This is a genomic window from Micromonospora sp. NBC_00858 (assembly GCF_045207365.1).
Taxonomy (GTDB): Bacteria; Actinomycetota; Actinomycetes; order Mycobacteriales; family Micromonosporaceae; genus Micromonospora.
In genome coordinates, this window is the sequence record NZ_CP108828.1 from 3,637,571 (window position 1) to 3,650,807 (window position 13,237).

Annotated in this window: 10 protein-coding genes and 1 pseudogene; 7 read left to right on the top strand and 4 right to left on the bottom strand. The window is 67.6% G+C overall.

Features of this window, described 5'->3' with window-relative positions:
• Nucleotides 1-73: 73 nt before the first annotated feature.
• The 4 genes and pseudogenes from OG990_RS17005 to OG990_RS17020 form a co-directional block, all read left to right on the top strand.
• A pseudogene (locus tag OG990_RS17005) lies at nt 74-307 on the top strand (aldo/keto reductase); the annotation flags it as partial.
• Between the two features lie 30 nt (nt 308-337).
• Nucleotides 338-1,363 (top strand): L-glyceraldehyde 3-phosphate reductase, encoded by a 1,026-nt coding sequence (mgrA, locus tag OG990_RS17010; protein ID WP_406081450.1) that lies wholly within the window; start codon nt 338-340, stop codon nt 1,361-1,363.
• A 50-nt stretch (nt 1,364-1,413) separates the two neighbouring features.
• Complete coding sequence (locus OG990_RS17015) at nt 1,414-1,761, top strand: hypothetical protein (RefSeq protein WP_406081451.1); 348 nt, start codon at nt 1,414-1,416, stop codon at nt 1,759-1,761.
• A 72-nt stretch (nt 1,762-1,833) separates the two neighbouring features.
• Nucleotides 1,834-2,865 carry an aldo/keto reductase gene (locus tag OG990_RS17020; RefSeq protein WP_355615026.1) on the top strand — a complete coding sequence of 344 codons (1,032 nt, stop codon included), beginning with the start codon at nt 1,834-1,836 and terminating at the stop codon, nt 2,863-2,865.
• A gap of 225 nt (nt 2,866-3,090) precedes the next feature.
• Here OG990_RS17020 and OG990_RS17025 read toward each other — a convergent pair whose 3' ends face one another.
• Nucleotides 3,091-4,590: an SLC13 family permease gene (locus OG990_RS17025; RefSeq protein ID WP_406081453.1), complete on the bottom strand. Its 1,500-nt coding sequence runs from the start codon at nt 4,588-4,590 to the stop codon at nt 3,091-3,093.
• Entirely contained in the window at nt 4,560-4,736 is a 177-nt protein-coding gene (locus OG990_RS17030) for a hypothetical protein (protein ID WP_406081454.1), read from the bottom strand. Before OG990_RS17030 ends, OG990_RS17025 begins: the two co-directional genes overlap by 31 nt.
• 358 nt (nt 4,737-5,094) lie before the next feature.
• Between OG990_RS17030 and OG990_RS17035 the strand changes: the two genes are divergently transcribed.
• On the top strand, nt 5,095-5,313 hold the full coding sequence (locus OG990_RS17035; RefSeq protein WP_386990617.1) for a hypothetical protein: 219 nt from the start codon (nt 5,095-5,097) through the stop codon (nt 5,311-5,313).
• A 414-nt stretch (nt 5,314-5,727) separates the two neighbouring features.
• Here the strand turns inward: OG990_RS17035 and OG990_RS17040 are convergent, their stop codons facing one another.
• On the bottom strand, nt 5,728-6,333 hold the full coding sequence (locus OG990_RS17040; protein ID WP_406081455.1) for a YdeI family protein: 606 nt from the start codon (nt 6,331-6,333) through the stop codon (nt 5,728-5,730).
• Nucleotides 6,334-8,017: 1,684 nt separating this feature from the next.
• On the opposite strand from OG990_RS17040, the gene OG990_RS17045 reads away from it, so the two are divergent.
• Nucleotides 8,018-8,548 (top strand): pyridoxamine 5'-phosphate oxidase family protein, encoded by a 531-nt coding sequence (locus tag OG990_RS17045; RefSeq protein ID WP_406081456.1) that lies wholly within the window; start codon nt 8,018-8,020, stop codon nt 8,546-8,548.
• A 200-nt stretch (nt 8,549-8,748) separates the two neighbouring features.
• Nucleotides 8,749-11,238, top strand: coding sequence for an excinuclease ABC subunit UvrA (locus OG990_RS17050; RefSeq protein ID WP_406081458.1), 2,490 nt, complete (start codon nt 8,749-8,751; stop codon nt 11,236-11,238).
• 589 nt (nt 11,239-11,827) lie between these two features.
• Here OG990_RS17050 and OG990_RS17055 read toward each other — a convergent pair.
• The gene (locus OG990_RS17055) at nt 11,828-13,165 is read right to left on the bottom strand and encodes an MFS transporter (protein WP_406081459.1); all 1,338 of its coding nucleotides are present in this window, start codon (nt 13,163-13,165) and stop codon (nt 11,828-11,830) included.
• Between the last annotated feature and the right edge of the window lie 72 nt (nt 13,166-13,237).

A 13,237-nucleotide genomic window follows, 5' to 3' on the forward strand; every position in this document is an offset into this window, starting at 1 on the left:
TTGGGCGCCATGCCCATGTCGATCGAGGGCCGTCCCGACGAACGCCGCTCCATCGCCACAATTCACGCCGCGTTGGACGTGGGCGTCACGCTGCACAACTTTCACCGCGTTCCAGCGGGTCGCCCGGCAGCACGACGTGAGTCCACAGCAGGTCTGCCTCGCCTGGATGCTCGCCAAGTCGCCGATGGTCGTGCCGATCCCTGGAGCCAGCCGACCCCAGACGATCCGCGACTCGGCGGCTGCGGCGGACCTGGTCCTCACCCACGAGGAAATCGCTGATCTCGACGGCGCCGGCGCAGCGGCCTGACCGTCACTACACATATCTGGGGACTTTCTGATGAGTTACACCGCCGAACCCACCCGCTACGGCAGCATGAGCTACCGCCGCTGCGGACGCAGCGGGCTTCGCCTACCGGCCATGTCGCTCGGCTTGTGGCACAACTTCGGGGACGATCGGCCGATCGAGAGCCAGCGCGCGATTCTGCGTCGCGCCTTCGACCTCGGGATTACGCATTTCGACCTCGCGAACAACTATGGCCCACCTTACGGGTCCGCTGAGCAGAACTTCGGACGCCTGCTCGCCGAAGATTTTCGGCCGTACCGCGACGAGTTGGTCATCTCGACGAAGGCCGGGTACGACATGTGGCCCGGCCCGTACGGCGAAGGGGGCTCGCGAAAGTACCTGCTCGCCAGCCTTGATCAAAGCCTGCAGCGGATGGGGTTGGATTACGTCGACATCTTCTATTCGCACCGCTTCGACCCGCAGACCCCACTTGAAGAGACAATGGGAGCCTTGGACAGCGCCGTACGGCAAGGCAAGGCTCTGCACGTCGGGATCTCGTCCTACTCACCCGGCAAGACCGCCGAGGCGGCCGCAATCCTGAAGGATCTCGGCACGCCGCTGCTCATCCACCAGCCCTCGTATTCCATGCTCAACCGCTGGATCGAGCAGGATCTCCTCAGAGTGCTTGAGCAGGAGGGTGTCGGCTGCATCGGATTCTCGCCGCTCGCCCAGGGGATGCTTACTGACCGTTACCTTGGCGGTGTGCCCGAAGGTTCGCGCGCCAGCCGAGACAGCTCGCTGTCGCCGGAAGCGCTGAACGAGGAGAACCTCGCCAAAATCCGGGCATTGAACGAGATCGCCGCACGACGTGGACAAACGCTGGCCCAGATGGCGCTCGCCTGGTCGCTACGCGATCCGCGAATGACCTCGACCCTGATCGGCGCCAGCAGCGTCGCACAACTGGAGGCCAACGTGGCTGCCCTCGACAACCTGACGTTCACCGAGGACGAACTGACCGAGATCGACAGATTCGCCACGGAGTCCGGCATCAATCTCTGGGCGCGTTCCAGCAGCGAGTAGTCCCCGCCCGGGGCGTCCTTTCAAGAGGACGCCCACCAACGCTCCACCAGATGCTGGTGCTCATTGCCGACGCACGCATCGATCCACACCGCCGCATGATGGCCATCGGCGGCGATGCGACGTACCTGAAGATGCCAGTCCTCGGGTATTCCTTACTACACCGCATCAAAGCCGACCTGAATCCGTTCACGGCTCTGCGGCAGCCCGTACACCATGTTTCCAGCCAGCAGATCGCTGAGCCGATGCCAGTCGCGCTGCTCGGCGCTCGCTGCGTAAGCGCGCACAGCGCCTCGGGTTCTCGATGTCTCACCCAGGGGCCGCACGCTACAGAGCAGCACCGACAGCGGGTCAGGTTCACAGGCGCCGGCAAGATTCATCGCGCTCAACGATCGAACTGATCAGTTCCTTCTGTTGGACAGCTCAATCCGGGTCAATCAGACTCCGGGGTGGATCTCGAGGGAGGCAGACCGATGGAATACCGCACCTTGGGCAACACCGGCACGGTGGTGTCCTCGCAGTGCCTGGGCACGATGACGTTCGGCAACGAGAGCAGCGAGGAGGTGTCGCACGCCCAGCTCGACCGGTTCACCGAACGCGGCGGGAACTTCATCGACACCGCCAACGTGTACTCCCGAGGCTTGTCCGAGGAGATCGTCGGCCGCTGGCTGGCGGCCCGGCGGGGGGTACGGGATCAGCTGGTCATCGCGACAAAGGGACGTTTTCCCATGGGGGACGGGCCCAATGATGCGGGCCTCACCCGCACCAACCTGTCCCGGGCGTTGGAAGCGAGCCTGCGCCGGCTCGGGGTCGAGACCATCGACCTCTACCAGGCGCACGCCTGGGACCCCCTGACCCCGATCGAGGAGACCCTCGGCTTCTTTGACGACGCGGTGCGCGCCGGCAAGATCCGATACGCGGGCGTCAGCAACTTCCTCGGCTGGCAGTTGCAGAAAGCAGCGCTGCTGACCCAGTTCCGCGGGCTCGCGCCGATCGTGACGCTGCAGCCCCAGTACAACCTGCTGGTGCGCGACATCGAGTTTGAACTGGCGGATGTGTGCCGCAACGAGAACATCGGGATCCTGCCGTGGTCCCCGCTGGCCGGTGGCTGGTTGACCGGAAAGTACACGCGTGACCATGTGCCGACCGGCGCGACCCGGCTCGGCGAGGACCCGAAGCGTGGCATGGAGGCCTATGCCCCGCGCAACGCAGAGGAACGCACGTGGCGGGTCATCGACACGGTGCGGCAGGTCGCCGAGGGGCGTGGTGCATCCATGTCACAGGTGGCGCTGGCCTGGGTCGCGGACCGCCCCGCCGTCACGTCGGTGATCCTCGGCGCACGCACGCTCGAACAGCTCGACGACAACCTCGGCGCCGCCGATCTGCACCTGTCGGAAAAGGAGACAGCTCTGCTCACCGAGGCAAGCTCGCCGAGCGTGTCCGATTATCCGTACGGCGCACCGGGCGTCCAGCAACGCTCGCGTACCCTGCCCCTCTCCATCTGAGCGACTCCAGCGGCCGCCGGGCTCAGCAGCGTCACCGTGGCTGCGCCCGGGTCTCGGGACCGGGACGCGTAGAGCTGCGGTACACCTTTGACCTGCCCACCGTGGCGCCGGTGCGGCTGGTGCTCGACCACGACTACCGACACCCCAACCACTCTGCCTCGCCGATGCCGGCGCCGCCCGTGTCGGCGTCGGCGTCGGGTGATCCCGACGATGCCCCGTTCCCGCTCAGGAGAAGTGGGTCTGCGGCCGGATGAGTCGCTCCCCGTCGATGATCAGGTCGACCTTCTCGTTGTAGAAGGCGATCAGCCCGGCGATCGGCAGGAGCGGGCCTGTGGGGAAGTCGTACGACCAGGCCAGGTCCGGGTAGACCGTGCCGTCGACACGCACGGACCAGTAGCGGCTGACCCGGCCCTTGTACGGGCAGGAGGTCGTCGTCTCTGACGGCACGAGGTGCCCGAAGTTCACCTCAGTCCGGTTGAGGTAGTAGCGAGTCGGCAGACCGGTCTCGAAGACCAGCACCGGCGACGCCGACTCGGCCAGCACGACCCCGTCGCGTTCCACCCGTACGTGGCGGGTGGACCGCAGTGCGTCCACCCGGGCATACGGATTCCGGGGGTGCACGAAGACCTCTTCGTCCTCTTCGAACCAGCTGTCCATGGCGGCCCAGTCGAACCGGACGGTGTCCGCCAACCCGGGCAGCGCGTCGTCTCCGTAGCACCGGGCGGACGAAGGACGGGAAGTCTCGCCGACGCGCAGCCCGTGCACCCGCCCGGTTCCACATCGGATCCGCTCCGTGCGGTGCTCATCGACCAGGAGGCTGCGGTTCACGTCGGCGATCGGGATGTAGTACTGGGGGTAGAAGGGCCACTCCCACACGTACTGCGCCCGCCTGGTGTCCAGCACCAGTTCGCCGGCGAAGTAGGCGCGGATCCGGCGGGGCACCGGCTCAACGCGGTCGTCCGGGGCGATCGCCTTCGGATAGTCCGGCACCTTGTCCTCCAGTTCAGCAACAGCCCCGGTTTCGGGGGATATTGGCTCAACGATCAGGAGGCGTGGGTGTCTCGCCGGTTCGGTGACGCGCCGGTACGCCTTCGCGCCGGGGCGCCCGGCGAAGGCGGGGTACCGCCAAGGCCAGGGCCCCGGCCGCTGCGGTCCATGCGGATGCCCACCGATCGGTTTGGCCAGCGCGAACCCCGCGAGGCGTGCCGCCCACGACTGCGAACGCGTACTGCGGCGGGCGGGAAGGGGTGCCCATGGCGGTGCCTGCGCCGGGGTGGCCAGGTCGACCGCGAACACCCGCCGGAAGATCGCATACTCGATGGCGATCACCGCCAGCCACGGCAGGGCCATCAGCGGTGCGAACCAGGTAAAGCTCAACCCGCTGACGGCGAAGGCGAGCAGGTTGCTCACATTGGAGATCGGCAGCAGCAGCGACGCGGAGTTGGCCAGGTTCCCGCAGGCGTACAGGTGCGGTTTCGGCCGCACCCCCACCCGAGCGGTGGTGGTCAGCACCGCCGGGGTCAGCAGCACCACCGTGGCGTCGAGGCTCAACACGGCGGTCACGATCGAGACGAGTACGAAGACCAGCCGCAGCAGACGTCGTGGTGAGCCCCGGCTGGCACGGCCGACGACCGCTCCGGCGTAGCCGAGCACACCGTGTTCGTCGGCGAGGTGCGCCAGGACCAGTACGGTGGTCAGGAACCCCACCGTCGGCCCACGCGCCACCAGTTCGCCGCGCACCTGTGGCCGGGAGACCAGCCCAACGCGACCAGCAGCCCGGCGCCGGGCACCGCGTCCGGCAGCCCGCGCGGCGGGGCTACCGCGAAGCCGAGCACCGCGGCCAACACCAGCAGACCGACGGCGGCGCTCACCGCGCCAACCCGAACCGGTCGCCGGCCCACTCGAGCACGATTAGGACGCTACCCGGCCCGTTCGGGTCGGTCGTCCCGCTGCGTTGGGATCGGACGGAACACCTCACTCGGCGGCGGGAGTTGTCTGCCGGTGCCGGAGTGATCGGAGGCCGCCGTCGGCGCGGACAGGCTCGAGCCGTACGGCCGGAGACGATCTCGGGGGGTTTCCTCCATTGCGGGACGACACGTGGTGCATGGCCTTCGTAGTCACCATTGGGGTCGAGGCTCCATAGCGCCGTTGCGAATATCCTGGGACTTTTCAAGGCGCACATGGCGGGTAACCGCGGCACAGACAACGGACAGTTGAAGGGAGCAGACGATGACCGCTAGCGTCACTGCAACTCATGACGTCCACTACAACGTGATCAGCCTCTTGTACCACACCTTGCAGGAAGCCGACACGCTACAGCAGTACATCGACGACGCTCAACGTAGTGGTGATCCGGCGGCTGCGCAGTTCTTCAAGGACGTGCAGTCGAATGACCGGGACCGGGCCCAGCGAGCGAAGGAGCTCCTGCGTTCCCAATTGGCAAGCTGACGCGGACACCGGGGCTGACGCCATCGGAAGGTTGAGGCGGCAGCCCCCTGCGCCGTTTTTCTCGTGCCTCAGGCGTCCCGGAACAGGGAGTAACCCAGTGATTGCCGGTCTACATCAGCGTCTTGAGGCCGATGAGTACGAACATCCCCGCGGGCAAAACGCCGATGGAGGCCATGCGCGCACTCAAGCGTCGTCTACAAGCAAATGATCAAAGACGCTAACAAGGCTGGGGCGGGCCCGGGAGGACACGTGGGGACGACTCTTCAATCCAGCGTGGCCAACCCGATCCCCATGATCGACACTTCGGAACAGTCACTTCCCGGACCCGCCGAACCCCAGCCTAGAGCACCGCTCCTCGCCGCCTCTTGACACAGAGGGGTGCCAGATGCGTGCACATGATCATGAAGATGCCGATTACGGCGAGTTCGGAGGCTTGGCCTTTTGCGGGTAAATCGTCTCGTGACGGGCCAGCATGGCGACGAACTCGCCGATCTTCCGCTCGCGGGTCTGCGCCCGTTTGACGGCATTGACTCGGTGGATGAGAGCGTACCGGTTGGTTTTGGTGAGTACGTCGAACATGGCTTGGGCGGTGGGGTCGGCGGCAATGGCGGCGAGGAGGTCGGCCGGCACCTCGGCTTCGGACGGCGGGGCGTAGGCGGCCGCCCACCGCCCGTCCGCCTTCGCGGCTTCCACCGCGGCGCGGCCTGGGGGCAGCATTCGCTCCTGCACCTCCAGCCGGGCCACGTGGGAGACGTTGCGTTGTGACCAGGAACTGCGGGGCCTGCGAGGGGTGAACCGGATCCAGGAGGTTTCCTGATCCCGTTTACGGGTTTGCCCGTCGATCCAGCCGAAACACAGGGCCTCGTCGACAGCCTGCTGCCAGGTCAGCGTCGTGACTGTGCCGCCCTTCTTGGTCAGGGCGAGCCAGACACCAGGCGACGTGGCGTGGTTGGCCGACAACCACGCGCGCAGCGCCTCGGCGTCCGCGACGATCAACTCATCCAGTTCGGCACTCGCCATAACGGCAGGCTAACCGCTGCGCCGTGGCCGCAGCCTCTGCCCGTCGACCAGCCCGACTCGCCGGGCTGCCGGCGCGCAGGCAGCCCGGCAGACCGTCGGGGGCAGGACCTCGACGCTCAGGACGATCTCGACGCCGGGCCGGCATGTGTGAGACTCCACGTGCACGCGCCGCGTATGGCGAGCGTCGTCCACGACCACGGGCCTCTGACAATCAACAGCGCCCCGTACGAGCCGACGACGCCCGGCGATCCAGCCGCGCACCTCACCCGCTCGATCTGCAGCAGTTGAGGATGACCTGGCTGTGGGAGGTGTGGCAATCAGCCGTGATTGTCTCCCCGTGATCGGCGGAAGTAGGAGACCGTCGTCACGGCGAGCAGCACCGCGCCAATAAAGAAATAGGTGTTGATCCCAAGGCCGGCCCACAGCTCAGCCGTGGAGATGTCTTCCGCCCCCAAAGCCGCCTCGGCGGATGCCTGTAGCCATCAGCAGGTTTTCGACCATCCCGGGAACCCCTCGGACGACGAGTAGCGCGCTGCCAAACCACAGCGGCGTGAGGAGCACCCGCCGAGGGATGCGTCGTCCCCATGGCCGGACGGTGGCTACAACGACAGCCGCCCCGACGGCCGACATGAGGATGAGAGTGATGTTGAAGATTACGTACGCCCTTAGGCCCCAAGGTCCGTCGCCGGTCGGATCGTTACCGGGGAGGAACACCGCTACCACGTGGGACACGACGAAAAAGATCAGCCACGCGAACGTGCCGTACGCCCAACGAGGGCTGCCGTGAACTCTCATATCATCAAGATCGTCCCCTCGGGCGCCATGGCGCCTCCCATCCTGAGGGGACTCATCTCCCTCACTAGAGGGAGGCTCGAATTCTCGGGCACACCCAACTTGGCACGACCGCCACCAGCGGCATGCGCCCCGAACTGATGGCCTAGTGCTCGCGGGCCACGGGCGAGTCGGATTGTGGTTGGCCTTCGATCACGGTGGACATGCTCAATTCGGCACGTGCGGGAGCACGCCAGGGCGGCGACGGTTCCCGGACCGGTTCCCGCGTCCAGCAGCCGGATGCCGGCTTCGACACCGGCGGCACCGCCTCGCCGGAGAGACATGGACTGTGGCGGCAGAGGCCATGCCGCAAGACGAGGTGCTTGTCGTGAACGGCGAGCAAGCAGCACTGGTCTACCTCACCTGGAGACGCCAGCAGGAGACCCCGCCCTGGCCGTTCCCATCCAGTAACGGCGGTAACGGCATCCAGCGGTTAGAGCCCGGCATGGAGGCCAGGCGGCCGACCGCGAGGGGTCGCCTCACCATGGGAGGCGACCCCTCGCGGTCGCTCCGGGCGGGCGGTAGGCGCGCAGCGAGGGCCTAGCCTGCGAGCGAACACACGGGCATAGCTGTTAAGGGTCGGGAGTGTGTCGATTTCCCTGTTGGGGCTCGCAAAGTGATCAATGTTCTTAGATGGCAGTCCGGTCGCCACAGGCGAGAATCAGCGCGTTGAGGGCCTTGGCCCAACAGAGCCAGTCGCTGGGTGGCGTCCGGCCAGGCGGCGGGCCGAAAGACGGACGAAAAAGCTTGACACAAGGTGTCAGATTTTGGGCCGAGGATGGTCTCACCGGTCGGCGTCGATGGTGGGCGTGGGGACCGCGCCCACAGATAGCTACGGAAAGATGCGGACTGCATGCGCGAAACGTCAGAAGATCTCAAAGAGCTTCAGGCCCTCCTCGGCGCCTCCCTCTCCCGCTCTGCCTCGCACCTCCGCTCGATCATCAACACTGAGCGCACACTGAACGCCGAGCAGCTCACCCAGGTCCTCACCGGCATCTGCACCCTCGCCTTGTCCACCGTGACGGCGAAGGGCGAGCCGCGGATCAGCGGTGTAGACGGGCGCTTCCTGCACGGCAAGTGGTATTTCGGCACGGCGCGCGGCGCCGCCAAGGCACGCCACCTCGCGGCGCGGCCCGCCGTCAGCGCCGCGCACCTGCGCGGTGAGGACCTGGGCGTGTTCACGCACGGGAAGGTGGAGGTCCTCAACCCACAGGACGGAGAGCCGGCCGCGGGCTGGCCGGACCTGCTCGCGTACTTGAAGGACTTCTACGGCGACAACTTCTTCGACTGGGACAACGACGTGCTCTATTACCGGCTGCATCCGCAATGGATGACTGGCTACGCCCCGGGCATCGCAAAGCTCACTGCGGCCTCCCTGTCCTGATCCCCAGCACGGGCCGCATTGGGACCGGCCACGTGCTGAGAGATCTGGTGAAGCGGCCGCTCAGCCCCATTTGATGACGATCTGCCGCGTAGTGGCGTGATCGGTTTGATTGACATGGGTGGGGGCCTCTCCGCCCGTGTCCTGCTGCGTTGCGAGAGGGTGGACGAAGGTTGACTGCATTGGTCAGGGGCGGCGCGAGTATGGGGGGCGAGACCATCGAGGTGGTGGGGGCTCGTACCAACAATCTGCGGGACGTGTCCGTGAGTATTCCCAAGGGGCGGCTCGTCGCCTTCACCGGCGTGAGCGGCAGCGGCAAGACTTCGCTGGCCATCGACACCCTGCACAACGAAGCCCAGCTGCGGTATCTGGAAGGGCTTTCGCCGTTCGTACGGCAGTACATCACCCAACGTAATCGGCCGAAGGTGGACCGCATCCTGGGCCTCGGCGCGACGCTCGCGGTCGACCAGCGCCGTCTGAACCGCAACCCCCGCTCCACGGTCGCGACGATCACCGGCATCGACGGGCACCTAGGGCTGCTGTACTCGCGCCTTCCAGGGATCGGCGCAGACCCGGCGGTGGAGAGTGGGGACGGGCATCTGACGACCGCTCACTTCGACCGCAATAGCCTGGAAGGGAGTTGTGCGGACTGCCACGGTGTGGGTGGGCGCTGGCAGGCGCAGGAGGACCTGGTCATCACCCACCCGGAGCGTCCGCTCTTCGAGGGGGCCTCGCCCTGGTACGCGAAATGGCGATCAGGGGAGCACGCGTTCGTACCGGCGCTTGCCGAGAAGCGGGGCGTGGACCTCGGCCGGTCGTGGCAGTCGCTGCCCGAGGAGTTCCGTCACTGCGTGCTCTACGGCACGGGTGACGAGAACATCGAGGCGACCGTCGACATGACGAACAAGAATGAGACGGCCCTGGTGACCTACACCTCGAGCCAGCCGCTGCGGGGCGCGCTCGCCGAGGTGGAGCGGGTGTTCGTGAACGCCCAGACGTCCAGCGCCAAGCAGCGCTACCTGCCGTACATGCGCAAGCAGCCCTGCGGCACCTGCGGCGGCAGCGGGTACGACCAGGTGGCCCGGTCCGTGCGGCTCGGCGGGCTGACCTACCCCGACCTGCTCGAGGTGGAAGTACGGGAGGTGCGCCGCTGGGCGAAGCGCGTGGCGGACGACCTGGGCGCCCGGCAGCGGGAGGTGGGTGAGCCACTGCTGCAGGACCTGGGCCGCAGGCTCGGAATCCTTGACCGGCTCGGCCTGGCCCATCTCCAGCTGTCCCGGAGCGCGGCAACGCTGTCCGGGGGTGAGTTGCAGCGGACCCGACTCGCCGCGCAGCTCAGCACCGAGCTGAGCGACATCATCTTCGTCCTGGACGAGCCCGGGACCGGGCTGCACCCGGCGGACAAGGCACAGTTGCTCGACATCGCCCTGGAGCTGCGCGAGGCTGGCAACACGGTGCTCCTCGTCGAGCACGACCCTGAGCTGATCGCCCGGGCCGACTGGGTCATCGACATGGGACCCGGCGCGGGCCGCCTCGGCGGTGAGATCCTGGTGTCCGGCCCTCCCGCCGACGTGGCCGCCCACCCGACGTCGCTGACCGGGCGCTATCTGGCCGGTGAGGGACCGCGGCTGCACCGGACCCCCCGCCCGACCGGCGATGACACCGGCTGGGTCGAACTGCACGGCCTGCGTGCGCACAACGTGAGCGCGGATCTGGTGAGTTTCCCCTCCGGTCGGCTCACCTGCCTGACCGGGCTGAGCGGCAGCGGCAAGAGCAGCCTACTTGGCGCGCTCGGGGCGAGCGTGGAGGCCGCCCTGAACGGGACGGCGAGCGACACGGTGCGGGAGGTCACCGGCATCGAGGGGTTCAGCTGGGTCGCCGTCGTCGATCAGGAACCGCTGGGACGGACGCCGCGATCCAACCCGGCCACCTACAGCAAGGCGTTCGACATCATCCGCAAGCTGTTCGCCGAGACCGACGTGGCGCACGGGCGCGGGACCAACGCCTCCTGGTTCAGCTTCAACACCGCGGATGGCGGCCGCTGCGAGACGTGCACCGGTTATGGCCGCAAGCTGGTCGACATGCACTTCCTGCCAGATGTGTGGGTGGTCTGCGACGCGTGCGAGGGTCGGCGTTACCAGCCGGAGGCTTTGGAGATCAGGTATCAGGGGTTGGCCATCGATCAGGTGCTGGAGCTGACCGTCGCCGAGGCTGCGGAGCATTTCTCCGCGCCCCGACAGCTCGCGGAAACGCTCGGAGCCCTGAACCAGGTGGGGCTTGGCTATCTCCAACTCGGGCAGAGCGCCACAGAGTTGTCCGGCGGCGAGGCGCAGCGGCTGAAGCTGGCCTCCGCGATCCAGCGCGGCGCTGCGAGCCGCAAGGCCGGCCTCGTCGTTCTCGACGAGCCCGTCTCGGGCCTGCACCCGTCTGACATCCAGCGTGTGGTGGATGCGCTCGATGTGTTGCTCGACTCGGGCAACACCGTCGTCGTGGCCGAACATCACATCCCCGTCGCCGCGTCGGCGGACTGGGTGATCGACCTGGGACCGGGAGCCGGCCCGGACGGGGGTGCGGTGGTCGCGCAGGGCCCCCCGGACGCCGTCGCAACAGCGGACACCCCGACCGCCGGCTTCCTCCGGCGGTACGCGGCGGGCCTGCCCCTGCTACAGGCGCGGGAAGGCGCGCGCCGCTGAGGACGAGGCCCGCCCAACACAATGGGCTCGACCAACGGGTCAGCCGCTTCGGCGGTTACCCCACTGGCGCGGGCTCTGGACCGAGCCCCGGCCACCGAGGTGCTGACCCTTTCCATGCGGTTGAGGCGAGGCGACCTTGCCCTTCGCGCGTCGGGCAGCCCGGTTTGCGTGAGCGGCAGGCTGGTCGGTCTCGGCCGTGGTTGAGGTGTCGGCATCCGCCGCGCGGGCGTCTTGAACGGGCTCAGGCTCCGGCATCGGTATCTCCCTGGATTCGTGGGGCGCCCTGCGGACCATCGACAGCCGACGGACGCGGACCACTCGACGCCGGTGCGGGCGCCTTGACGGTATCGCAACGCCAAGCCCGTCCGGTCGACGGTCTCTAGCCGCGCCTGAGGGTGGCGCCCGTCTGTGGCAGCCGATACGCGACCGAGAGTTGACCGGAAGGGCCGCCCAACCGCCCGACTGACCGTCAACTGCCGAGCGCACGGCCGCCGGTTGCGACCCAAGAATCGAGGCCAAAGACCAAGAACCGCTGGTAACAGGCTTGCAGAGACAGATAGAGCACCGCTGACACCCACGGCTGGGACTTTCAGTCCACCGGGTGGTTAGGGATCCTCGATCGGACGGCCAGGCCGTACAGGCAGGCCAGCCCGGCCAGGATGCCGAACAGGACGAACGGGCCGGCGGGGCGCCAGTTGTCGTACAGGGTGCCACCGGCGGCGAACGCGATCATGATGCCGATGCCGCCGCTGAGCGCGAACGTTCCGATGACCGAGCCCCGGGTACGGCTGGGAGCCTGTTCGGCGATCAGCACCTGACTGGAGATGACGGCGCTGACCTGGCCGAGCCCGATCAGCGCGGCGACGGCGTAGCCGAGCGGGCTGAACGGGTCTCCGACGAAGATCGTGGCGGTGTAGCCGAGGGCGGCGGTCCCCAGGGAGATCAGCACCGCGTCGGTGCGGGACAGCCGGTCGGCGATGATGCCGATGGCCGGTGCCCCGATCAGCGCGACGCCGTTGGCCACTCCCAGCAACAGACCTGCCTTGGCCAGCGCCTCGGCCTCGCTGAGCCCGAGGTGCTGGGTGCCGTACTGCTGTGCCCAGAGGGTGAGGTAGGCGCCGACGAGCGCCAGGTCGGCCCGGGCGACGAAGGCGCTGAGGTAGGCGAAGGAGACGCCGGGGCGCCGGATCTCGGCGACGCCCTCGCGCAGCAGCCTGGGGATCGGGATGTGCTCGGAGTGCGTTGTCGCCAGGCCGCCCCGGAGGGTGAGCCGCATCAGGATCGCGGTGAGCAGGGCCAGCCCGCCGACGATGAGGTAGGTCGCCCGCAGCGCGGCGGTCGCGTCCATCCCGATGCCCTCGAAGATGTCGGGCAGTTTGATCAGCACGAAGAACGTGACGAGCGCGCCGAGACCGTTGCAGAAGCCGAGGATGCCGTTGGCCCTGCCGCGGGTGGTGTCTTGGACGTAGTCGGCGACCACGGCCGTGAGCATCACGGTGACCATCGCCATGCCGACGGCGGCGACACCCCGGGCCAGGTAGTAGGGCAGGACCGAGCCGAGGAACGGTGCCATGCCGACGCCGAGGCCGAGCAGGATGTAGCCGCCGACCACGATCGGGCGCCGTCCGAGGCGGTCGGACCAGGCGCCGGCCAGGCCGACCGCCGCGATCAGGACGATCTCGCTGATCAGCCCAGCGGTGCCCACGATCGAACCCTGCTCGCCCTTGGGCACGCCCAGGATGGAGGTGAGTAGCGCGGTCTGCGCGGCCGGGATGAACGTGAACGTCATGATCGACGTCAGCGCCAGCCAGTAGTACCCGCTGATGTTGGTCCGGGTCGTGCCCGGTGAGAGCCGGAGTGGGCCGAACGTGGTGGTCTGCTCGCCGGCCTCCGGCGCGGCGGCGGTGCCTTCCTGGCTGCGCTGCACGTTGGCCCCTCTGCCCTGTTGTGGCACGAATGGAAACGCTGTTTCCACACCCTAGCGGGTCAGGGCCCGGAG

Coding starts and splice junctions, on each gene's coding strand:
- mgrA (WP_406081450.1), top strand. CDS start 338: ATGAGTTACACCGCCGAACCCACCCGCTACGGCAGCATGAGCTACCGC.
- OG990_RS17015 (WP_406081451.1), top strand. CDS start 1,414: ATGCTGGTGCTCATTGCCGACGCACGCATCGATCCACACCGCCGCATG.
- OG990_RS17020 (WP_355615026.1), top strand. CDS start 1,834: ATGGAATACCGCACCTTGGGCAACACCGGCACGGTGGTGTCCTCGCAG.
- OG990_RS17035 (WP_386990617.1), top strand. CDS start 5,095: ATGACCGCTAGCGTCACTGCAACTCATGACGTCCACTACAACGTGATC.
- OG990_RS17040 (WP_406081455.1), bottom strand. CDS start 6,333: ATGGCGAGTGCCGAACTGGATGAGTTGATCGTCGCGGACGCCGAGGCG.
- OG990_RS17045 (WP_406081456.1), top strand. CDS start 8,018: ATGCGCGAAACGTCAGAAGATCTCAAAGAGCTTCAGGCCCTCCTCGGC.
- OG990_RS17050 (WP_406081458.1), top strand. CDS start 8,749: ATGGGGGGCGAGACCATCGAGGTGGTGGGGGCTCGTACCAACAATCTG.